Here is a 23,050-nt window from a genome sequence, read left to right as displayed (position 1 = left end):
TTGTGTTCTCCGTATCCTTTGGGCTGCTCAGGCGCTGGCGCCGGCCGGCGCGCAGGCAGCGGCGACCGCGCGAACATCCAGCGCGCTCTTCGGCAGCGGATTGTTCGGACGCGTTTCGAGCCAGAAGCGGTACAGCGTGTTTTTGGCGGATTCGAGGCGATAGTTGCTGGTTGCGCGCATGTCGGAAAGCGGCGCGTAGTCGTTGCCGAGCGCGAGCATGGCGGCCTGCGCGGTGGCTTCGTGCCATTCGGCGTCGCGCAGCACGGCCTCGGCGTGCGTCGCGCGCTTCGGCGTGGCGGCCATGCCGCCGAAGGCGATGCGCGGCTCGCAGATCACGTTACCGTCGGCGATGAACGAGAACGCCGCGCACACGGCCGAGATATCCGAGTCGAAGCGCTTCGAGAGTTTGTAGGTGCGGAATTGCAGATTCTTGCGCGCACCGGTGCGCGTCGGCACCTTCAGCCCGACGACGAACTCATGCTCCGCCATGTCCTTCTTCTGATACGCGAGGTACAGATCTTCGAGCGGCATGTCGCGTTCGATCTCACCGCCGCGCACGATGACGCGCGCGCCGAGCGCGATCAGGCCGGGCATCGAATCGCCGATCGGCGAGCCGTTCGCGATGTTGCCGCCGAGCGTGCCGGCATTGCGGATCGGCAGCGACGCGAAGCGTTGCCACATTTCGGTCAGCTCCGGATATTGCCTCGCGATTTCCGCGTACGCGCTTTCGACGGTGACGCCGGCGCCGATCTCGATCCACTCGTCGTTGGTTTCGAGCTTTTGCAACTCGGCAATCTGACCGACATAGACGATGTTGCCGAGCTCGCGCATCTGCTTGGTGACCCACAGGCCGATGTCGGTGCTGCCGGCGAGAATCCGCGCGGCGGGTTCCGCTTCCTTGATCCTGGCGAGGGCTTCGACGGTGCGCGGCGCGTCGAACTGCTGACCGGCGTGCCGGTAGTGGAACGTGTCCGCGCGTTCGAGCGTGGCGAGCGTCTTCGCCAGCGCTTCGACATTGACCGGCGCTTTCGGCGCGGGGGCCTGGAACATGCGCACGGCCGCGTCGACGATCGGCCGGTAGCCCGTGCAGCGGCACAGATTGCCGGTCAGCGCGTTGCTGATCGCGTCGCGCGACGGCACGGTTTTGTTCGCGCAGCGATGTTCGTGGCCGTGCTTTTCGTACAGCGACCACATCGACATGATGAAGCCCGGCGTGCAGAAACCGCACTGCGAGCCGTGACACTCGACCATCGCCTCCTGAACCGGGTGCAGCGAGCCGTCCGGCTGGCGCAGGTCTTCTACGGTGAAGAGCGCTTTGCCGTCGAGCGTCGGCACGAACTGGATGCAGGCGTTGACCGCCTTGAATTTGACGCCGCCCGCCTCGTCGCGCTCGCCGATCACGACCGTGCACGCGCCGCAATCGCCTTCGGCACAGCCTTCCTTGGTGCCGGTGCAATGCGCGTCCTCGCGCAGATACTGCAGGACCGTGCGGGTGACGGGGGCGTCCTTGATCTCGCGGATCGCGTTGCGGTGGTAGAAGCGAATCGGCTCAGTCATGTGTCGTTACTCTCGAATGTTCTGTGTCCATGGGACGTACTGCGGTGACGGTTCGAAAACTATCACCGTCAATAAATACAACCCATAGCGGGGATCGCATGCGGGACATATCCGCAAAACGATATAGGGATGGATTTGACGCACAGTTGGCTTATGTTGACTCGCCCGTTTTGCCATGTTTATTTCAATTTTGTGGATTTTTGGTCACAAGCGTGTGGATGCACCACTGCGCTGGGGCGCAAAAGTCAGCGTGTGCCTGGCGAAAGCGGACCACGATATCCATCTGGCACCGTTATTCAGGCAGCTAAATTATTAAGCAACCCCTGCAAGAGAATCGGTTCCATGGGAAAATCACGCGTTCCCGCCGTTTTCAAGTCTCGTTTTCCCCATGTCCACCGACTCAGCGACACCTCGCAGCGAATTTGCGACGACCATGCAGATCATTCCGGTCGTCTTTTTCACGTTTCTTTGCTACCTGACGATCGGGATTCCGCTGGCGGTGCTGCCCGGCTACGTCCACGACGACCTGGGTTACAGCGCGGTGCTGGCTGGCGCGGCGATCAGCGTGCAATACCTGGCGACGCTGGCATCGCGGCCACTGGCCGGGCGTTCGGCGGACACGCTGGGGCCGAAGCGGACGGTGTCGATTGGTCTGCTTGGTTGCGGCGCGAGCGGGGTTATGTTGCTGCTGGCTGTGTTGTGCGGGCGCTGGCCTGTACTGAGCATGGTGTTGCTGGTGTGCAGCCGCCTCGTGCTCGGATTTGGCGAAAGCCTGTGCGGAACCGGTGCGATTCTGTGGGGCATTGGCCGGGTGGGCACGAGCAACAATGCTCGGGTGATTTCGTGGAACGGCATCGCTACCTATGGCGCGCTGGCTGTCGGCGCGCCGCTTGGGGTGGCGATTGCGCACACGGTTGGGTTCGCCGCGCTGGGCATCCTGGTGATTTTGCTGGCGGCGCTCGGCTTTTATCTGGCCCGGCCGATGGCACCGGTGCCGATCGTGCATGGCGAGCGGATGTCTTACCGGAGCGTGTTCACGCGGGTGTTGCCGCATGGGATTGGGCTTGCTTTGGGCTCCGCCGGGTTTGGGTCGATTGCTACGTTTATTACGCTGTTTTATGCGGCTAAGCATTGGCCGAATGCGGCTTTGTCGTTGACTGTTTTTGGCACGCTGTTCATCGGCTCGCGGTTGTTGTTTGCCAATACGATCAAGACCTACGGTGGGTTTCGGGTCGCTATTGTTTCTTTTTCGTTCGAATGTGTTGGGTTGCTGATGTTGTGGTTGGCGCCTGAGCCGCATTTTGCCCTTGCTGGGGCGGCGTTGACCGGGTTTGGGTTTGCTTTGGTGTTTCCGGCTCTTGGTGTTGAAGCCGTCGGGCTTGTGCCGCCCGCTAGCCGCGGGGCTGCTTTGTCGGCTTATTCCGTTTTTCTCGATCTCTCGCTGGGGATTACTGGGCCGTTGGCCGGGTATATCGCTGGAGAGTTTGGATATGGATCGGTGTTTCTTTTTGCAGCTGTTGCCGCTGCGGCGGGAGTCGGGTTGTCTACGCTTCTTTATTTGCGGAATGCCAAGGTGGCTAATTTGCCTGCGGCACAGTGATTTTTTTTGCGCGTAGCGGCTGATTGGGGGGTGTTTGCCTACGGCGTTGGGGTTTGCTTGAGCTTGGTTGCCTGCGCGGCGCTTTATGGCTGTGTGCCTGCGGTGTTGGCCTTTCCTTGAATTGTTAGTGGTCTATTAGCTTCGCCCCTGTGCGGGGCAGGCACTTACTTTCTTTGCCGCCGCAAAGAAAGTAAGCAAAGAAAGCGGCTTCACACCGCCAACACTTAAGCGGGTCCCCTGGCTTGGAGGGGATAGTGGAGCATCTGGAATCGGTGTTCTCGCACACTCCGCCTTGGTGACAAGGCCGTCATGCTTCCGGCGGCGCTGCGCGCGCCGTGGCGGTACTTCATAAAACCATTAGACCGTTTCCGCGCCGATACCTTGCTTGGTGCGGTGGCCCGCATTTGCATGGATCTGTACCGATCGGCGAGTACCTTTCTCAATACCGTAACAGCTTCGGCGTCTCGCCGAGGCGAAGCCGATGGCACCCACAGAGAAAAAACGAAGCCCCTGGTTTCCCTGGCAGACCGTTCCGGCGAACACGCAGTGCAAGGCGGGAAGAATGATGCCGGAAGCGCATACCCCCAGTTGGTGTTGAGAAGTATCGCCGCGGCGCGCGCAGCGCCGCCGGAAGCATGACGGCCTTGTCACTCACGCGGAATGTGCGAGAACACCGACTCCAGATGCTCCACTATCCCCTCCAAGCCAGGGGACCCGCTTAAGTGTTGGCGGTGTGAAGCCGCTTTCTTTGCTTACTTTCTTTGCGGCGGCAAAGAAAGTAAGTGCCTGCCCCGCACAGGGGCGAAGCTAATAGACCACTAACAATTCAAGGAAAGGCCAACACCGCAGGCACACAGCCATAAAGCGCCGCGAAGGCAAAAAACGACCCTTACTTCCCCCCGGAAAGGCCCCGTTCCAAAGCCGCCACGCCAGCTGGCAAATCAACCCTAACGCCGAGATCAACCATAGTCCGACCAAGAGCATGCAAAGTGCGAAAAAGATTATGTTCGCGGCACTGCTCTCCCATCTGCCCAATCCGAACAATCGGCAGCCCGAAGGAACCAGAAATTTCGACTTGATGCTGCCGCGAGATATGCGAGCACACATCCCCAGGACTCAGCCCGACGGGCACTTCAATCCCCACAACAGAATTCAACCGGCAAGCCGCAGGCGTATACAGCTGTAGGCCCAAAGCCGTCACCCCTTCCTGCAACGCAATCGAACACTTCAAATGCCGCGCAAACCGCTTCTCCAATGTCTCAGCACACACCAGCCGTAAAGCCTCATGCAAAGCCAGCACGCCGGACACAGGCGCGGTGTAGTGATATCCGGCGTTATGCCAGAAGTTCTCAGCCAGCGAAGCATCCAGACACCAATGCGCATTGGGCGCCGTCCGCCCCTTCACTCTCTTCCAAGCCGCATCGGAAAACGCAATCAGGGACACGCCAGGAATCGACGACAACCCCTTCTGACCGCCGGTAATCACGGCGTCGATACCCCATGCATCCATCTCGAGCGGCATCGTGCTCAACGTGCACACCGCATCGACGATCACCAGCGCGCCCGCGGCTTTCGCCAACGCGGCAATGTCCTTCAAGTGATAATTCCACACCGTGTTGGACGTCTCGCCCTGCACCACCGTCACGATCTCCGGACGCTCGCGGCGGATCGCCTCGGCGATCTGGTCAAGGCTTGCTACCGAACGGTCGGCGACGTCTAATGTGCTCACCTGCGCGCCGACGCGGCGTCCCATCTCCGCCATCCGCTCGCTGAAAAAGCCGTTCTTGATGCTCAACACCCGCGTGCCTTCCCACGCAAGATTGGAGATCGCCATTTCCATCGCGGCCGAACCGGGGCCCGCCACGCCCAGCACCCACTTCGAGTTCGTCTGGAACACGTAGCGCGCCATCGTCTTTACCTGGCCGATCACCTTCACCATCGTGCCGCCCAGGTGATTGATCACGATCGTATTGGCCTTGGCGACGGCGGCGGGAATCGGCACGGGGCCGGCGCCCATCATCAGTAACGGCTCTTCGGGAAGGATGGCGTCGAGCGATTCGACAACCGGACAGGGCACGGCAAAGGAAGCGGAAGTAGATGATGAAGTCGGCATGATCGATACGTGAATGTCAGAACGCAAAGGAGCAAACGGCCTCGCCAACAATGACACTGGCGAGGCCGTTCATTCGATCATTCACCGATCCGCGCGATTGCGCAAGTTTTTTGTCCATGCTTAATCGCCCGGAAACGTCGGCCAAAATGCAGACCAACGCGTCACTTCACCCGGGTCTTGTCGAGTTTCTTGCCGGTGGCGGCGTTGAAACGCTCGACGTACTCTTCGATCAGCTTGCGCATCGCGCGCCCAATCAGCCGGTAGTCGGACTCGCTCAGATTGGCCAGCGACACACGTCCCGACGGATGCTGCGTGCCGAAACCGCGTCCCGGCAGCAGGACGACCCACGCTTCGCGCGCGAGACGGAACAGCAGTTCCGACGGCTCAGTGTTCTTCAGCAGCCACTCGACGAACTCACGCCCGAACATCCGCTCGCCAAGGAACTCGATGTCGAGAATCGTGTAGTAGTCGACCTGGTTCGGATCGTCGTCCTCGAACGAAATGCCGACCTCTTCGTACAGCGCCTGCTTGCGTTTGCGGATCAGGCGCTTGAGCGCGTTCCTGTACGCGTGGGGCGATATGATTTTCAATGGTGCGGCGAGTGAAGTTCGCGAAATATGATCGTGGTTAATGCCCGATCTGTTTTTCGGAGCCGCGCGCTGCGCGCGGCAGTCATTGTCGCAACGGACCGATATACTGATCTACCGGCAGGCCATCACGTTGTCAGTGCGCATCGCCAGCGCCGGCACGCATCCTTCGGAGCCTTCCATGCGCATGATCCTGTTCAGCAGCCGCCAATACGACAGCGACACGTTCACTGAGGCAAACCACACGCATGGCTATGAACTGCACTTTCAGGAATCGCACCTCGATATCGAAACCGCGATCCTCGCGCAGGGCTACGAAGCGGTATGCGCGTTCGTCAACGACAACGTCGACGCCGCCGTGCTGGAGCGCCTGCATGCCGGCGGCACGCACCTGATCGCGCTGCGCTCGGCGGGCTTCAATCATGTGGATCTGGCAGCGGCTGAACGTCTCGGTATAACGGTCGCGCGAGTGCCGGCCTACTCTCCGCACGCCGTCGCCGAGCATGCGGTCGGCCTGATTCTTGCGCTGAACCGGCGGCTGCCGCGGGCGGTCGCGCGCACGCGTGAAGGCGACTTCTCCCTGCATGGGCTGCTCGGCTTCGATCTGCACGGCAAGACAGTGGGCGTGATCGGCACCGGCATGATCGGCCGCGTGTTCGGCCGCATCATGGCGGGCTTCGGCATGCAGGTGCTCGCGCACGATCCCGGCATGCCGGCCGAAGAGTTGCTTGCGCTCGGCGCTCGCTACGTGCCGCTCGATACCCTATTGGCCGAAGCCGACGTCGTCAGCCTGCATTGTCCACTGGTGCCCGGCACGTACCATTTGATCGACAGCCGCGCGCTGGCGAAGATGAAACGCGGCGCGATGCTGATTAATACCGGACGCGGCGGCCTCGTCGAAAGCAATGCGCTGATCGGCGCGCTGAAGGACGGGCAACTCGGCCATCTCGGGCTCGACGTGTACGAGGAAGAGGGCGGCCTGTTTTTCGAAGACCACTCGAACCTGCCGTTGCAGGACGACGTGCTGGCCCGTCTGTTGATGTTTCCGAACGTGATCGTCACCGCGCACCAGGCGTTTTTCACGCGCGAGGCGATGAGCGAGATCGCGCAGACCACGCTCGATAACGTCGCCGCATGGCAGGCGGGCACGCCGCGCAATGCGGTGCGGACGCGCGGGTAGGGGCGGCCGGCCAGGCGCGCCCCGACCAGGCATCCCCAGCTAAGCGCCCTTGGCCAGGCGTCCCCGACTAGGCGCCCCCAACTAGGCGTCCCCCTCCATCATGGTCGAGCGAATCGCCGTGCGGGCGTCGTCCGCCGCGCCGCAGACTTCGCGCAGCAACGCCACCTCGCGCTCGTGCACTTCCACCGGAAACCAGCGCGCGCCCGCGTCGGCCAGATAGCGTGCGCGATGCTGGCCATTGCGAAACGCCACCACGCCTTCACGCTCCAGACCCATCCAGCCCAACAAACCCGGCGCGCGACGCGTCGTGATCGTCACGTACGGCATCTGCGGAATGCGTGGGTTGTCCGGATCGAGAAACTCGCGAATGCCGCGCATCTTGCCCGAATGCCATTCGGCAACGGGCTTCAACACGTAGTCGGTGTCGTCGCGATCCGCGCACGCCAGCAGCTTGCGCGCGTCGACCAATACCACTTGATGCCGCGTATCGTCGGTGACGAAGACGCGCTTCAGACGCACATGGTCGTACCATGGATGGTCATGCAAAGGCACGATCCAGACCGGCTCGACATAGGCCGGTGCGGCGGAGGACGATGGATTGGACAAGTGCAAAGGCCGGCTCGATAAGCCAGCGCGCACGCGCCAGCAGGTTAAAAGAGCGCCTAAGCTACGAGTCGATTGTGAAAGAAGCATGACAAGCCTATGTATTAATCACCCGGCATCGGCGGGCGTCCGCAGGTCTTACGGAAACAACGATGATATCCACCCAAAATTTCAATGAACACGTGCGTATCGAAGCCGATGAGGCCACCGGCGTCGCCACCATCGTGCTCGATCGTCCGGCACGGCGTAATGCCGTCGACCGCCCTATCGCCGATGCGCTCAGCGCCGCCTTCCGCCGTTTCGAAGCGGAGCCGGCGTGGCGTGCGGCGGTGCTGTTCGGCGCGGGCGGCACCTTCTGCGCCGGCGCGGACCTCACCGCGCTCGCCGACGACACGCGCCGTAACGAACTGCACGCCGACGGCAGCGGCCCCGGCCCGATGGGACCGACGCGCATGGTCTTCAGCAAACCGGTGATCGCCGCCATTGCCGGATACGCCGTCGCGGGCGGCCTGGAACTGGCGGCGCTGTGCGATCTGCGCGTGGTCGAAGAAGACGCGGTGCTCGGCGTGTTCTGCCGGCGCGTCGGGATTCCGCTGATCGACGGCGGCACGATCCGTCTGCCGCGCCTGATCGGGCTCTCGCGAGCGCTGGACCTGATTCTGACCGGCCGCGCCGTGAACGCGCAGGAAGCGCTCAGCTTTGGCCTCGCCAACCGCATCGTGCGCACAGGCGAGGCGCGCGCGGCGGCCGAACAGTTGGCCGCCGAACTGGCGGCGTTTCCGCAGGCGGCGTTGCTGGCCGACCGGCGCTCCGCGCTCGAGAACAGCATGCTCGACGATCTCGCCGACGCGCTGCGGCGCGAAGGCGCCGGCGGCTATCAGGCGGTGTTCGACGAAGGCGTCGCGGGCGCCACCCGTTTTGCCGATGGCGCCGGCCGCCACGGCGACACGCTCGGCCCCGGCGGCGGCGTTCGCTAGACCCCGGCTTACCGCCGACGACCGCCGCCGAGCGCCGCCAAATCGTTGCCAAAGCGTCGGCAAAGCCCGTCCCGCCGCGCCTTTCAACGAAAAACAACACTCCGCTTGACGCTCAGCAAAGCCGTTTTGACTTAGGTAGAATCCCTTACTGTTTACCCCTTGCACGGCGCATGCGCTCTTCGCCCCGAAAACGCGCGCCTGCCGCGTGGCGCTCCCCGTCACGCCGATTCTCGCTCCGTCATCATGCCTTTACCCCTGCTCGCCCTCGCCGTTGCCGCTTTTGGAATCGGTACCACTGAATTCGTGATCATGGGGTTGCTGCCCGATGTCGCGCGTGACCTGGCCGTGTCGATCCCGGCTGCCGGCATGCTGGTGTCGGCCTACGCGCTCGGCGTCACGATCGGCGCGCCGATCGTCGCGATCGCGGTGGCGAACATGCCGCGCAAGAAGGCGCTGATGAGTCTGATCGGCGTGTTCATCGTCGGCAATCTGCTGTGTGCGATCGCCCCGGGCTACGCGGTGCTGATGGCCGCGCGCATCGTCACGGCGTTTTGCCACGGCGCGTTCTTCGGCATCGGTTCGGTGGTCGCCGCCGGTCTGGTCGCGCCGAACCGCCGCGCACAAGCAATCGCGCTGATGTTCACCGGCCTCACGCTCGCCAACGTGCTGGGCGTGCCGCTCGGCACCGCGCTCGGCCAGGCGGTCGGCTGGCGCGCGACCTTCTGGGCGGTCACCGGCATCGGCGTGCTCGCCGCGGGCGCGCTCGCCGTGTGTCTGCCGGCAAAGATCGAGATGCAGAAGGCCAGCCTCGTCCGCGAATTCAGCGTGTTGAAGAATCCGCAGGTGCTGATGGTGCTCGGCATCAGCGTGCTCGCGTCGGCCAGCCTCTTTTCCACCTTCACGTACATCACGCCGATTCTCGAAGACGTGACCGGCTTCACGCCGCATGCGGTCACGCTGGTGCTGTTGCTGTTCGGCCTCGGCCTGACGGTCGGCAGCACACTCGGCGGCAAGCTGGCGGACTGGCGGCTGATGCCGTCGCTGTTGGCGTTTTTGCTGGCGATCGTCGTGATCCTGACCATCTTCGCCGGCACGATGCACGCGGAGATTCCGGCGATGATCACGATCTTTGCGTGGGGCATTCTGGCCTTCGCAATCGTGCCGCCGCTGCAAATGTTGATCGTCGATCGCGCGAGCCATGCGCCGAATCTGGCATCGACCTTGAATCAGGGCGCATTCAACCTCGGCAATGCGACGGGCGCCTGGCTCGGCGGCATGACGATCGGTGCAGGCGCGCCGCTGACTACCTTGCCGTGGGTCGGCGTGGCGACCTCGATCGGCGCGCTGGGTTTGACGCTGTGGTCGGTGTCGATCGACCGGCGTACGCAACGGATAGCGGTGCCGGGTTAAGTACGGGCACGATCGGCTGATTGCCCCGGCCGCGCCTGGAAAGCACCTTCGAACGCGGCCTTCGTCCGCGTTCACCCGATCTTCCCAAAACCGTTCACAAAACCCCTCGGAAAGCCGCACAAAGGTACGAATGACCGGCGGCCGTAGTAGCATCCCGGCCGATGAAAGTCATCTTCACTCGCGATTTCTTCGCCCTGATTCTGAGTGTCGCCGTTGTCGGACTCGGTAGCGGCGCCACGCTTCCCCTCACGGCCCTTGCGCTGACGCAAGCCGGCTATGGCACCGACGTGGTCGGCCTGCTGACCGCCGCGCAAGCGGGCGGCGGACTTATCGTCGTGCCAGTGGCAAGCTGGGTGGCCGCGCGTTTCGGCGGCCGTCAGGTGATTGTCGGCGCCGTGCTGACGGTTGCGGTGGCAACCGCATTGATGCAGTTCACGTCGAACCTCTGGGTATGGGCCGTGCTGCGCGTGCTGTGCGGCGCGGCGCTCATGTTCCTCTTCACGATCGGCGAAGCATGGGTCAACCAGCTCGCCGACGATGCCACGCGTGGCCGCGTCATCGCGATCTACGCGACCAACTTCACGCTGTTCCAGATGGCCGGCCCGGTGCTGGTGAGCCAGATCGCCGGCTATATGCACGGGCGCTTCCTGATCTGCGGCGCGATCTTCCTGCTGGCGTTGCCGACGCTCGCCACCATCCGCAAGACGCCGCAAGCGTCCGAAGAAGAACATGCGGCGCACGGCAGCTGGCGCTACGTGTTGCCGCAGATGCCGGCGCTCGTGATCGGCACGGGCTTTTTCGCGTTATTCGACACGATCGCGTTGTCGCTGCTGCCACTCTTCGCGATGTCGCACGGAATAACGAGCGAAGTGGCCGTGCTGTTCGCCTCAGCGTTGCTGCTCGGCGATACGACCTTGCAGTTTCCGATCGGCTGGCTCGCCGACCGGCTCGGCCGCGAACGGGTGCATATCGGCTGCGGTGTGATCACCGTGCTGTTGCTGCCGTTCCTGCCATGGGCGATCACGTCGCCGAGGCTGTGCTGGCCGCTGCTGTATGTACTCGGCGCGGCCGCGGGCGCGGTCTACACGCTATCCATGGTCGCGTGCGGCGAACGTTTTCGCGGGATCGCGCTGGTATCGGCGAGTTCGCTGATGGGCGCATCGTGGAGCGCGGCGAGTTTCGGCGGCCCAATGGTGGCCGGCGCGCTGATGAAGGGCGTCGGCAATGACGCGATGGTCGGCGTGCTGTTCGTCGCGGCGCTCGCGTTTCTCGCCGCCGTGTGGTGGGAAAGACGGCGAGCACCGCTGCGCGCGATCGGATGACGCTCCGGCACTGATTTTTGGCGCGTTCGCCAGCACGCTTGATGCTACCTTTAATGCCACATTGCACGGCCCTTCGCTGGTTTGAAGGATCTCTCATGGCGCGGACGCCGGCAATGGGGAGAACGCCATGCAAACTCTGCCCATCCTGCGCCGTTTTTACCTGCTGAGCGCGCTGATTTTATGCGCCGTGCTCTTCTTGAGTTGCGGCGGAGGTGGCGGCGGCGGGACCTCAGGTACGGCCAGCACCAGTGGCAGCGGCTCAGGCAGCACAACCGGCGGGACCGGAAGCATGGGCGCTACGGGCAGCACGGGCACTTCAGGTCCAGGTACCTCTTCCGGCGGCACCGCGAGGTCCGCGGCCGGCGATGTCGTGACTTACCACAACGACATTGCCCGCACCGGCCAGAACCTCAACGAAACCATCCTCACGCCCACGAACGTCAACGCAACGACGTTCGGCAAAGTCGGCTTCTTTACCGTCGATGGCAAAGTAGATGGACAGCCGCTTTTCGTCGGGTCGCTGGCGATTGCCGGCGGCACGCATAACGTGCTGTACGTCGTGACCGAACACGACAGCGTGTTTGCGTTCGATGCCGATGCCGGCACACAACTGTGGAAAGTGTCGGCACTCAGCGCCGGCGAAACACCGAGCAACGACCTCGGTTGCCCCCAGATCACGCCTGAGATCGGCATCACGTCGACGCCGGTCATCGACCGCTCACGCGGGGCGCACGGCACGATCTTTGTTGTCGCGATGACGAAGGATTCCGGCGGCGGCTACCACCAGCGCGTCCATGCGCTCGACCTCGCGACCGGCGCCGAACTGCTGAACGGACCGACCGAAGTCACTGCGTCGTATCCGGGTACCGGTGCGAACAGTTCGAACGGCCGCGTCGTGTTCGCGCCGTCGTCTTATGCCGAACGCGCGGCGTTGCTGCTGCTCAACGGCGTCATCTACACGACGTGGACCTCGCATTGCGACGCGGGCGCGTATACCGGCTGGATTATCGGCTACAGCGCCGACACTTTGCAGCAGACCTCCGTACTCAACGTCACGCCGAATGGTTCGGACGGCTCAGTCTGGATGAGCGGCGCCGGCCCCGCGTCGGACGGCTCGTCGATTTATCTGCTCGACGCGAACGGCACGTTCGATACCGCCTTGAACGCCGGCGGCTTTCCTGCACAAGGCGACTTCGGCAATACGTATCTGAAACTCGGCACGGCCGGCGGGCTGTCGGTCGCGGATTATTTCGCGATGTCGAACATTGTTCAGGAGTCCAACGCCGATGAGGATCTTGGCTCGGGTGGCGCGCTCGTGCTGCCGGATCTCGCCGATGCGAGCGGTGCTGTTCATCATCTCACCCTGGGAACGGGTAAGGACGACATCATTTATGTCCTGAATCGTGACTCGATGGGGAAATTCAACGCCGCGGGCGACAACATTTACCAGGAGATTCCTGCGCAGTTGAGCGGTGGCGAATTTGGCATGCCGGCCTATTTCAACAATACGGTTTATTTTGGCTCCGTCAGCGATCATTTGAAGGCGTTCACGATTACCAATGCGAGGTTGTCGGCGACGCCTTCCAGTCAGACGGCGATGAGTTTTGTTTATCCTGGGACTACGCCGAGTGTATCGGCCAATGGGTCTGCTAACGGTATCGTGTGGGCGGCCGAGAATGGCAACGTTGCGGCGTTGCATGCGTTTGATTCTGGCAATCTTGCCACCGAGCTGTACAACAGCAATCAGATGGGTACGCGTGACCAGTTCGGGGTGGGGAATAAGTTCATCACGCCGATGATTGCTAATGGGAAGGTTTATGTTGGGACCACCAATGGAGTCGCTGTTTTTGGTCTTCTGGCGAAGAGTTGATATGTGGTTTGATGCGGTGGCGGTGTTCTTCTGTATGCCTACGGCGGTGGGCTTTGCTTGATCTTATTTGCCTTCGCGGCGCTTATGTCTGTGTGCCTATGGCGTTGGCCTTTCCTTGATTTGTTAGTGGTCTATTAGCTTCGCCCCTGTGCGGGGCAGGCACTTACTTTCTTTGCCGCCGCAAAGAAAGTAAGCAAAGAAAGCGGCTCACACCGCCAATTCTTAAGCGGGTCCCCTGGCTTGGAGGAGGCAGTGGAGCATCTGGAATCGGTGCTCTCGCGCACTCCGCGCTGGTGACAAGGCAGTCATTCTTCCGGCGGCGCTGCGCGCGCCGCAGCGGTACTTCTCAAAACCGATGGGGCGTACGCGCTTCCTGCATCATTCTTCCCGCCTCGCGCTGCGTGTTCGCCGGGACAGTCTGCAAGGGAAACCAGGGGCTTCGTTTTGGGTTGGTGGGGGCCATCGGCTTCGCCTCGGCGAGGCGCCCAGGTGTGCAAGTGCGCGCCAGCACTCCGGGTGAGACGCAAGCGCCTCCGCAAGGCATTAGGGACGTGAGTGCGAGCCACCGCAGGCATCGAAAAAGTGCCGAACGAAACGCAGCCGCGAGTCACGCTAGCGCAGCAAACACAAACCACAATGCTTGTCCAACCGCGGGCGCCACACGCGCCCGCGGTTTTGTGAAGTACCGCGTCGGCGCGCGCAGCGCCGCCGGAAGCATGACTGCCTTGTCACTAGGGCTGAATGTGCGAGAGCACCGATTCCAGATGCTCCACTGCCTCCTTCAAGCCAGGGGACCCGCTTAAGAATTAGCGGTTTGAGCCGCTTTCTTTGCTTACTTTCTTTGCGGCGGCAAAGAAAGTAAGTGCCTGCCCCGCACAGGGGCGACGCTAATAAACCACTAAGAAAACAAGGAAAGGCCAACGCCGTAGGCACACAGACAAAAAGCGCCGCGCAGGCAAACAAGCGCAACCAAAAGCAAAACCCAACGCCGTAGGCAAACAACCAAACCAACCGCCACGCGCAAAAAAATCACAGCGCCGCAGGCAAAATCTCCCCAATACACGTGCCAAAGCCGACCCGATATCCATCGCCCTGACACCATCCAGCCAGCGTCAGTTCGTCTCCATCTTCGATAAACGCCCGCGTGCCGCCCTCCTTCAACTCCAACGGTTTCTTCCCATTCCAGGTCAGCTCCAGCAGACTGCCAAACGAATCGTCAGTCGGCCCACTGATCGTCCCTGATCCCATCAAATCGCCAACCCGCGTATTACACCCCGACACGGTGTGATGCGCGAGTTGCTGCGCCATCGTCCAGTACATGTGCTTGAAATTGGTCCGCGCGATCGTACTCGCCTGCTTCGCGTGCTGCGGGCGCAACTTCACCTCCAGCGAGATATCAAAAGCATGCTTACCGTCGTGACGCAGGTACGCCAAAGGCTGCGGCTCCTGCGCCGGCTGCGCGACGCGGAACGGTTCGAGCGCGTCGAGCGTGACGATCCACGGCGAAATCGTGGTCGCGAAGGTCTTCGCGTTGAACGGGCCGAGCGGCACGTATTCCCATTGCTGGATATCACGCGCGCTCCAGTCGTTCAACAGCACCATGCCGAAGATGTGCGCTTCGGCATCGGCACATGCAATCGGCTCACCCAGGGCATTGCCCTGACCGATCACGAAACCCGTCTCCAGTTCGATATCCAGCTTGCGGCACGCACCGAACACCGGACGTTCCTGATCGGGCAGCTTCAATTGACCGTTGGGACGGCGCACCGGCGTGCCGCTCACCACCACCGACGAAGCGCGTCCGTTGTAGCCGATCGGCATCTCCGACCAGTTCGGCAGCAGCGCATTCTTCGGGTCGCGGAACATCGAACCGACGTTGGTCGCGTGCTCCTTCGACGAATAGAAATCGGTGTAGCCAGGAATCTGCACCGGCAGATGCAGCTGCGCGTCGGACTGGCGCACCAGCACCTTTGAACGCAATGCCGCATCGTCGCGCAAGGTGGCGCTGTCGCGAGCCAGCAGGCTGCTCAACTGGACGCGCACGCTGCGCCATGCATCGCAGCCGAGTGAGATGAAATCGTTGAGCGTGTCGCGGGCAAACACGCCATCCTTCGACACGTTCAGCAATCCTGCCGCTTGCAGCGCCGCCAGATCGGCGATCTCGTCACCGATCGCCACGCCCACGCGGCGCGTGACATTGTTCCGGTCGCTGAAAATACCGAACGGCAGATTCTGAATCGAAAAATCGTGAGTCGAATCGTTCGCCGATTCGACCCAGCTCTTGCGCGACGGATCGAGCGTCGCCTGAAGATCGCTCGATGCGTTCATCGTTGCTCCGGGTTGAAATGTTTCTTGAGACCTTGCCAGCACTCGTAGTAATCCGCCTGCAATTGCGCGGTTTCGAGCGCGAAACGGGTCGGCTTGATCAGCGTGCGGGTTTCGAACATAAAGGCCATCGTGTCGCCGACTTTCTTCGGCATCGACGTATCGCTATGCGAAGCTTTCTCGAAGGTGTCCGCGTCCGGGCCGTGACCCGACATGCAGTTGTGCAGACTCGCGCCGCCCGGCACGAAACCCTCGGCCTTCGCGTCGTACACGCCATGCACCAGCCCCATGAATTCACTCGCGACGTTGCGATGGAACCAGGGCGGGCGGAAGGTATCTTCGGCCGCGAGCCAGCGCGGCGGGAAGATCACGAAGTCGATCGTATCGACGCCCGGCGAATCGCTTTGCGATTGCAGCACGAGGAAAATCGACGGATCCGGATGGTCGAAACTGATCGAGCCGATCGTGTTGAAACGGCGCAGGTCGTACTTGTACGGCGCGTAATTGCCGTGCCACGCCACCACGTCGAGCGGCGAATGACCGATGTCCGCACGCCACAGATTGCCGTTCATCTTCGCGACGAGTTCGAAGTCGCCTTCGCGGTCTTCGTAGGCAGCGTGCGGGCTCAGGAAGTCACGCGGATTGGCGAGGCCGTTCGAGCCGATCGGGCCGAGATCCGGCAGACGCAGCAGCGCGCCGAAGTTCTCGCAGATGTAGCCGCGCGCCGCGCCATCCGGCAAGCTCACCGCAAAGCGGATGCCACGCGGGATCACCGCGATTTCGAACGGCTCGACATCGAGCAGGCCGAGTTCGGTCGCGATATGCAGGCGCCCTTCCTGCGGCACGATCAGCAGTTCGCCGTCCGCGCTGTAGAAGAAGCGGTCCTTCATCGACCGGTTCGCCGCGTACAGATGAATCGCGCAACCGTTCATCGCTTCCGCCGAACCGTTGCCCGCCATCGTTACCCAGCCGTCAACGAAATCGGTCGGCCCGGTCGGCATCGGCAACGCGTCCCAGCGCAACTGATTCGGCGGCGTCGGCGGCACGTCGGCGAAGTTGGCGACGAGCCGCTCCGACGGCAGCGGCGTGAACGGCTTATGCATCGCGGCCGGACGAATCCGGTACAGCCACGAACGGCGGTTATGGCCGCGCGGCGCAGTGAACGCAGTGCCCGACAGTTGCTCGGCGTACAGGCCATAGGCCGCGCGCTGCGGAGAATTGCGGCCTTCGGGTAGCGCGCCCGGCAATGCCTCCGTCGCGAATTCGTTCGCAAAACCCGACTGATAGCCCGGCTCGATTTCAAGCCGCGAACTGGCGGTATTCGGCGTACGTGTTTGGGTATCCATACAAGGTTCTCCGTTGATACTTGATGTGCCGACGTGAGCTGTCTACGTCAGGCCGTCTGCGGCGCCGCTGGACCGCGTTGCCGCGTCGCGCCGGCCAGCGCGATCACCAGCAGCGCGGAGCACAGCACCGGCACGGCGGCCGCATGAAAGAGCGATGTGTTCGACCAGTTCAGCGCGATCAGTTGCCCGCCGACCAGCGGTCCGATCACCGAGCCGATCCGTCCGATGCCGAGGCTCCAGCCGATGCCGGTCGAGCGCAGCGCGGTCGGATAGAAATGGCCGGCCAGCGCGTTGACTGCCGGCTGTCCGCCGACCACGCAGAAGCCGCCGGCGAACACCACGATCAGAAGCCACGGCAGCGCGTGCGCGACCGTGCCGATGGTGCCGACCGCCAGCGCCGCGCCCGCGAAACACACGAACAGCACGCGCACGAAACCAAAGCGTTCGATGAACCAGCCGAGCAGCAGCGTGCCGACCACGCCGCCCGTCTGCAGCACCGTGCCGACGATCACTGCCGTGCCCGGCGAGTAGCCGGCATCGCGCATCACGGTCGGCAGCCAGTTCGACAGGAAGTACAGATCGATCAGGTTCATGAAGCTGATCGCCCACAGAATCAGCGTGACCGGGCCGCGGCCCGTGCGGAACAGTTCGGCGACCGGCGCGCCGTCGTTGCCTTTCTCACGTACGACGACACGTGTGTTCGCATCGATTGGCAGCGCCGGATCGAACTTCGCGAGCCAACGCAACGCGCGCTCGCGGTGCCCCTTGAGCACCAGAAATTGCAGCGACTCCGGCAATGCGGCGAGCATGGCGAACGCGAGCAGCAAAGGCACCGCGCCGCCGACCCAGAACACCGCGCGCCAGCCATAGGCCGGAATCAGCGCGGCGCTGATAAAGCCGCCGAGCGCCGCGCCCAGCGTGAAGCCGCACGACACCAGCATCATGCGCTTGACGCGGTGCGCGGGCGTCGAGAACTCGCCGACCAGCGCCATCGCGTTCGGCATGATGCAGCCGAGCCCGAGGCCGGTGATGAAGCGCAACGCGATCAGCGCGGAGATCGTCGTGACGAACGGCGTGGCGAGCATCGACAGCGCGAAGAAGAGCGTCGCGCCGATCAGCACCGGGCGGCGGCCGATCCGGTCGGCCAGCACCGACAGGCCCAACGCGCCAAGCAACATGCCGAACAGACTCGCACTGAACACCGGCCCGAGCGCCGCCTTCGACACATGCCATTCGCCGATCACGCTCGGCGCGACGTAGCCCATTGCCTGCGCGTCGAAACCGTCGATCACGAGGCACAGCCCGCATAGCGCAAGCAGCATCAATTGAAAGGCCGGGTGATGCGTTTCGCCGAGCACGCGCTCGACTTCGATCACGTTGGCGGCGGCCGGGGCCGGTTTGGCGCTCATTGGGTTGTCCCCTCATCCTGACTGGATTGTTTGATGGCCACGCCATTGCGGCGAGACAAAAAAGCGCGCCTTCGATGCGGACGCAATCGCCCACCGCAGCAGCGCGGCAATTTACGAATGGTAAAACTAATTACGAATAGTGAAATTAACGTATACCCTGAATGGTCCGCCTGGAAGCCGGAGCGGCCCGTCGCACAAGCGTTCGGCCGATAACGTTATGAGCATTTTGTTCATGTACGCGCGGTGCGGACTGCTACCATCAAGAGACGCGGCAATCGAGTCGCGTTGCCGAGCGCCGAGCGCGCACCTACTGCCATCTATTCGCCCTTCATGATTCCGCCGACCATCCCCGACCTCATTGCCCGCGCCGCCAATCACCCGTTTCTCGGCGAACATCTGGCGATGGGAACAGGCGTGCATGGCGAAACCGCGCTGGCCCAATTCGACGGCATCCAACTCGGCAGCGCCTACGAGCCGATCTTCGATATCAGCGTGCATTCGTTGGCGCAGTCGCTTTCGTCGGGTCCTGAGGGCGTGGACCGTTTCGGCGATGAACTGGGCTTTCAGGCAGTCACGCAGCGTCTCGACGGCGAACCGTTCGACATCGTCGATCCATTCGAGCGCATCGCCGACGATCAGGAACTGGTCGCACTCGACCGCATGTCACGTGCGCTGCACGCAATCAATTTCTTCGGCACGCAGCGGCATGGGCTGCTGTTTTTGCGCGTGCATGAGCGCTTGCTGAAAAGCGTGAAGTACGACCACGGGCGGCATTTTTCGAGCGTGCTGGTGTCGTTCGGACTGAATCCGTCGCGCGTGGTGATCGAGTTGCCGGCGGCGGCGGTCGCGCACAAGACCTTCCTCGGCTATCTGACCAAGAGCTATCAGCGCTACGGTTTCAAGGTGGCGGGCAATCTGTCGAACGCGGGGCAGATTCTGTCGGTGTCCGATACGGCACGGCTCGACTTCATCAAGATGGATGCGGCGGTTGCATTGCGCGACTCGACGGTGAAGCCGCTAGTCGGCTATGCAAACCGGTTGCGGATTCCGCTGATCTTCAATCGCGTGATGGATGGGGTGCAGTTCGATGCGCTGCAACAGTACGATGTGCGCTTCGTGCAAGGGCCGCTGTTCAACGCGCATTATCACGATCGGGCGGCTTAACGCTTTGCGTTGCCGCGGCGTTTTAGTTTGAGTTTGAGTTTGCGTTTGCGTTTGCGTTTGAGTCTGCGTTTTGAAGGCAGCTTCTTACATCGCACTTCAACCCGTATCGCCCAATCGCCGCGCCAATGCTTTCAGGCGCGGCGCCACGTTTTCCCTAAACACCGCCTCTCCCATCGACGACGCCGGCCCGCTGCAACTGAGCACCAGCCAGCGGCCTTCACGCGGCTCGCGAAACGGCACCGCCACCGCATTCACGTCGTCGTGCCACGCGCGGAACGAAAAGCAGCAGCGCTCTCGCGCGAAGGCTTCGATCTCGACTTCAGCATCGGCCACTAACGCCGGGCCGTCTTTGCCGGCTGCCTTTTTCAGTTCGGCCAGCAAGGCCGCGCGCACGTCGGCAGGCTGTATGGCGAGATACGCGCGCCCCATTGAACTCGTCAACATCGACAGCTTCGAACCGGACGCGAGCCCGAGCGTCAGCGCGGTTTCACTGCGGATGGTCTCGAGATAGATCATGTCGAGGCCGTCGCGGCAACCGAGCGATACCGCCGCGCCCACTTCGCGTGCGAACGTGCGCATGTGCGGGCGCGCGAGTTCGAGCGTATCGGTGCCCGACAACAGCGCGAAACCGAGCGACAGCACACCGGCATCGAGCGCATATTTGCCAAGTGTTTCGTCCAGACGCAGATAGCCGAGCACGGTCAGCGTGTAGGCCAGACGGTTGACGGTCGCCTTCGGCAAGCCGGTTCGTTCGACGAAATCGCGGTTGCCGAGCATCGTTTCGCCGGGCTTGAACGCACGCAGCAGATCCAGTCCGCGTGCGAGGGCGACGACGAATTTGCGCTCGTCGAGCGGTTCGGAGAAAGTGGATACAGGCGTCATGAGGTGATACACTCGGTCGTGGTTTGCAAAACATTGTTTCGCATAGCGGAACTCAAGTCAAGCAAGGAATCAGGAGATACGTCATGGCCGAGGCCGCGCAGTTTCACTGGGAAGACCCGTTGCTGCTGGATCAGCAGCTCACCGAAGACGAGCGCATGGTGCGCGACGCCGCCGCCGCGTACTCGCAGGACAAGCTCGCGCCGCGTGTGCTCGAGGCGTTCCGTCATGAGAAGACCGACATCGAGATCTTCCGCGAGATGGGCGAACTCGGTCTGCTCGGTCCGACGATTCCCGAGCAGTACGGCGGCCCCGGTCTGAACTACGTGGCGTACGGCCTGATCGCGCGCGAAGTGGAGCGCGTGGACTCCGGCTACCGGTCGATGATGTCGGTGCAGTCGTCGCTGGTGATGGTGCCGATCTACGAATTCGGCTCGGAAGCGCAAAAGCAGAAGTACCTGCCGAAGCTCGCCACCGGCGAGTGGATCGGCTGCTTCGGCCTGACCGAACCGAACCACGGCTCCGATCCGGGCAGCATGGTCACGCGGGCAAAGAAGGTCGACGGCGGCTACTCGCTGTCGGGCTCGAAGATGTGGATCACCAATTCGCCGATTGCCGACGTGTTCGTCGTGTGGGCGAAGCTCGAAGAGAACGGCAAGGACGCGATTCGCGGCTTCATTCTCGAGAAAGGCTGGAAAGGACTGTCGGCGCCGACCATCCATAGCAAGGTGGGTTTGCGCGCGTCGATCACCGGCGAGATCGTGCTCGACGAAGTGTTCGTGCCGGAAGAAAACCGTTTCCCGGAAGTCAGCGGCTTGCGCGGTCCGTTCACGTGCCTGAATTCGGCGCGCTACGGCATCGCCTGGGGTGCGCTCGGCGCGGCAGAATCGTGCTGGTACACGGCGCGTCAGTACGTGCTGGACCGCAAGCAGTTCGGCCGGCCGCTCGCAGCAAACCAATTGATCCAGAAGAAGCTCGCCGACATGCAAACCGAAATCACGCTCGGCCTGCAAGGCGTGCTGCGCCTCGGCCGGATGAAGGACGAAGGCACCGCGGCAGTCGAAATCACCTCGATCATGAAGCGCAATTCATGCGGCAAAGCGCTGGACATTGCGCGGCTCGCTCGCGACATGCTCGGCGGCAACGGTATTTCGGACGAGTTCGGCATTGCACGGCATCTGGTGAATCTGGAAGTGGTGAACACGTATGAAGGGACGCACGATATCCACGCGCTGATTCTCGGGCGCGCGCAGACCGGGATTCAGGCGTTCTTCTGATGACGCGTTGCTAGTTGGCGTCGCGCAATAAAAAAGGCCGGTTCTTTCGAACCGGCCTTTTTTCGTTGCAGCGCCGCGGCTTTATACCGCAGCTTCCCGCGCAGCTTACTTGTTCGGCTGCGGCGTCATGCGCAGATACGGACGCAGCGCCTTGTAGCCCTTTGGGAATTTCTGCCTGATCACTTCTTCGTCCTTCAACGACGGCACGATCACCACGTCATCGCCCTGCTTCCAGTTGCCTGGCGTAGCGACCGAATGGTTGTCCGTGAGTTGTAGCGAGTCGATCACGCGCAGCACTTCGTCGAAGTTACGGCCGGTGCTGGCCGGGTACGTGATGGTCAGCCGCACCTTCTTGTTCGGATCGATCACGAACAGCGAGCGGACCGTGAGCGTTTCGTTGGCGTTCGGATGGATCATGTCGTACAGCTCGGCGACCTTGCGATTGCCGTCGGCGAGAATCGGAAAGCCGACATTGGCGGCCTGCGTCTCGTTGATGTCCTTGATCCATTCCTTGTGCGACTCGGCGCTGTCGACCGACAAGGCGATCGTCTTCACGTTGCGCTTTTCGAATTCGCCGGCCAGCTTGGCCGTCAACCCCAGCTCGGTCGTGCAGACCGGCGTGAAGTCAGCCGGATGCGAGAACAGCACGCCCCAACTATCGCCCAGCCATTCGTGGAACTTGATGCGGCCGACACTCGACTCCTGTTCGAAATCCGGTGCGATGTCGCCAAGACGTAGACTCATGTTGCAGCTCCTTGATGTATTCGGACATTCCGTGCGAGCGTTCGCCCGCAACGCTCCGCTAAAGCGCGCCTCGCAAAAAATACAGCATACGGGAGCGACGGTACACGGCGAACCAAGATTGCGTCAGTACTTTATGCGTTTTTGTAATTTTCAGTGCCTTGGTGGAAACTTTGCGGGACAGATCGACTCCATCTCAGGCAAACTTTGCTGCACGGTGTCCGTGATAGTGGAATTTTTTGCTCTACCTCAACCGGGAACGGTTCGTGCGGCGGTTCGAACGAATCGGGCACTGCGCTCGCCAGCGGCCGTTTCTTTGGTTACGATTCTCGCGTGGCGTGAAACGAAGGGGAGCTGTCAATGTCGGAAATCAACAAGGAGAGATTGATGTCGGATATCAAAACCGTCCTCGCGGACGCAGAAGATCTATTGAAGCAAGCCGCGAGCGCCACCGGCGAACGGGCGTCGGAATTGCGCGAAACGGCGCTTTCGCGCCTGAAGCAGGCTCGGGAGAAGGCGGCTGACGTGCAGGTCGTCGTGGTCGAGAAAGGCAAGAAGGCTGCCCGCGCCACCGACGACTACGTGCACGAACATCCGTGGGCATCCATCGGCATCGCCGCGGGCGCCGGCGTGCTGCTGGGGCTGTTGATCAACCGCAAATAAAACCTGGTCTCGCTGCCGGACGAATGA

At 62.3% G+C, this 23,050-nt stretch carries 17 protein-coding genes and 1 pseudogene; 9 read left to right on the top strand and 9 right to left on the bottom strand.

Going from position 1 to position 23,050, the window contains the following annotated elements; translation table 11 throughout:
- Positions 1-27 precede the first annotated feature (27 nt).
- On the bottom strand, positions 28-1,557 hold the full coding sequence (gene xdhA, locus AC3WOG_RS03115) for a xanthine dehydrogenase small subunit (RefSeq protein WP_492576615.1): 1,530 nt from the start codon (positions 1,555-1,557) through the stop codon (positions 28-30).
- A gap of 388 nt (positions 1,558-1,945) precedes the next feature.
- Here xdhA and AC3WOG_RS03110 point away from each other — a divergent pair, with 388 nt between their 5' ends.
- Positions 1,946-3,157: an MFS transporter gene (locus AC3WOG_RS03110; protein WP_492576614.1), complete on the top strand. Its 1,212-nt coding sequence runs from the start codon at positions 1,946-1,948 to the stop codon at positions 3,155-3,157.
- Positions 3,158-4,046: 889 nt separating this feature from the next.
- On the opposite strand, the gene AC3WOG_RS03105 is transcribed toward AC3WOG_RS03110, so the two are convergent.
- Positions 4,047-5,270 (bottom strand): pyridoxal-phosphate-dependent aminotransferase family protein, encoded by a 1,224-nt coding sequence (locus tag AC3WOG_RS03105; protein WP_492576613.1) that lies wholly within the window; start codon positions 5,268-5,270, stop codon positions 4,047-4,049.
- Between the two features lie 161 nt (positions 5,271-5,431).
- A pseudogene (locus tag AC3WOG_RS03100) lies at positions 5,432-5,848 on the bottom strand (bifunctional aspartate transaminase/aspartate 4-decarboxylase); the annotation flags it as partial.
- A gap of 190 nt (positions 5,849-6,038) precedes the next feature.
- Between AC3WOG_RS03100 and AC3WOG_RS03095 the strand changes: the two are divergent.
- Entirely contained in the window at positions 6,039-7,037 is a 999-nt protein-coding gene (locus tag AC3WOG_RS03095; protein ID WP_492579702.1) for a 2-hydroxyacid dehydrogenase, read from the top strand.
- An 81-nt stretch (positions 7,038-7,118) separates the two neighbouring features.
- Here the strand turns inward: AC3WOG_RS03095 and AC3WOG_RS03090 are convergent, their stop codons facing one another.
- On the bottom strand, positions 7,119-7,730 hold the full coding sequence (locus AC3WOG_RS03090) for a plasmid fertility inhibition factor family protein (protein ID WP_492576612.1): 612 nt from the start codon (positions 7,728-7,730) through the stop codon (positions 7,119-7,121).
- Between the two features lie 62 nt (positions 7,731-7,792).
- Between AC3WOG_RS03090 and AC3WOG_RS03085 the strand changes: the two genes are divergently transcribed.
- The 4 genes from AC3WOG_RS03085 to AC3WOG_RS03070 all read left to right on the top strand — a co-directional run bounded on the left by AC3WOG_RS03085 (position 7,793) and on the right by AC3WOG_RS03070 (position 13,219).
- The gene (locus AC3WOG_RS03085) at positions 7,793-8,617 is read left to right on the top strand and encodes a crotonase/enoyl-CoA hydratase family protein (RefSeq protein WP_492576610.1); all 825 of its coding nucleotides are present in this window, start codon (positions 7,793-7,795) and stop codon (positions 8,615-8,617) included.
- A gap of 243 nt (positions 8,618-8,860) precedes the next feature.
- Entirely contained in the window at positions 8,861-10,027 is a 1,167-nt protein-coding gene (locus AC3WOG_RS03080; RefSeq protein WP_492576609.1) for an MFS transporter, read from the top strand.
- Between the two features lie 161 nt (positions 10,028-10,188).
- Positions 10,189-11,349 (top strand): MFS transporter, encoded by a 1,161-nt coding sequence (locus AC3WOG_RS03075; RefSeq protein WP_492576607.1) that lies wholly within the window; start codon positions 10,189-10,191, stop codon positions 11,347-11,349.
- Positions 11,350-11,476: 127 nt separating this feature from the next.
- Positions 11,477-13,219, top strand: coding sequence for a PQQ-binding-like beta-propeller repeat protein (locus AC3WOG_RS03070; RefSeq protein ID WP_492576605.1), 1,743 nt, complete (start codon positions 11,477-11,479; stop codon positions 13,217-13,219).
- A gap of 1,029 nt (positions 13,220-14,248) precedes the next feature.
- Here AC3WOG_RS03070 and fahA read toward each other — a convergent pair.
- From fahA to AC3WOG_RS03055, 3 genes are read right to left on the bottom strand one after another with little or no spacing between them, the layout of a single operon-like run.
- Positions 14,249-15,547: a fumarylacetoacetase gene (fahA, locus tag AC3WOG_RS03065; RefSeq protein ID WP_492576604.1), complete on the bottom strand. Its 1,299-nt coding sequence runs from the start codon at positions 15,545-15,547 to the stop codon at positions 14,249-14,251.
- A complete protein-coding gene (gene hmgA, locus AC3WOG_RS03060; protein WP_492576602.1) occupies positions 15,544-16,890 on the bottom strand; it encodes a homogentisate 1,2-dioxygenase in 1,347 nt (448 codons plus the stop codon). Before hmgA ends, fahA begins: the two co-directional genes overlap by 4 nt.
- Positions 16,891-16,937: 47 nt before the next feature.
- Positions 16,938-18,299, bottom strand: coding sequence for an MFS transporter (locus AC3WOG_RS03055; protein ID WP_492576600.1), 1,362 nt, complete (start codon positions 18,297-18,299; stop codon positions 16,938-16,940).
- Between the two features lie 330 nt (positions 18,300-18,629).
- Here AC3WOG_RS03055 and AC3WOG_RS03050 point away from each other — a divergent pair, with 330 nt between their 5' ends.
- Positions 18,630-19,463, top strand: a complete 834-nt coding sequence (locus AC3WOG_RS03050) for an EAL domain-containing protein (RefSeq protein WP_492579701.1) — start codon at positions 18,630-18,632, stop codon at positions 19,461-19,463.
- 96 nt (positions 19,464-19,559) lie between these two features.
- Here AC3WOG_RS03050 and AC3WOG_RS03045 read toward each other — a convergent pair whose 3' ends face one another.
- A complete protein-coding gene (locus tag AC3WOG_RS03045) occupies positions 19,560-20,345 on the bottom strand; it encodes an IclR family transcriptional regulator (RefSeq protein WP_492576599.1) in 786 nt (261 codons plus the stop codon).
- An 83-nt stretch (positions 20,346-20,428) separates the two neighbouring features.
- Between AC3WOG_RS03045 and AC3WOG_RS03040 the strand changes: the two genes are divergently transcribed.
- Positions 20,429-21,619 carry an acyl-CoA dehydrogenase gene (locus tag AC3WOG_RS03040; RefSeq protein WP_410833854.1) on the top strand — a complete coding sequence of 397 codons (1,191 nt, stop codon included), beginning with the start codon at positions 20,429-20,431 and terminating at the stop codon, positions 21,617-21,619.
- Positions 21,620-21,724: 105 nt separating this feature from the next.
- Here the strand turns inward: AC3WOG_RS03040 and AC3WOG_RS03035 are convergent, their stop codons facing one another.
- A complete protein-coding gene (locus tag AC3WOG_RS03035; RefSeq protein WP_492576597.1) occupies positions 21,725-22,363 on the bottom strand; it encodes a peroxiredoxin in 639 nt (212 codons plus the stop codon).
- A gap of 357 nt (positions 22,364-22,720) precedes the next feature.
- Between AC3WOG_RS03035 and AC3WOG_RS03030 the strand changes: the two genes are divergently transcribed.
- The gene (locus AC3WOG_RS03030) at positions 22,721-23,023 is read left to right on the top strand and encodes an ElaB/YgaM/YqjD family protein (RefSeq protein ID WP_341313142.1); all 303 of its coding nucleotides are present in this window, start codon (positions 22,721-22,723) and stop codon (positions 23,021-23,023) included.
- Positions 23,024-23,050 lie beyond the last annotated feature (27 nt).

This window comes from Paraburkholderia sp. FW306-02-B, assembly GCF_058782725.1.
The sequence above is the reverse complement of the archived record's forward strand: the minus strand, read 5'-3'. Positions and strand labels throughout refer to the sequence as shown.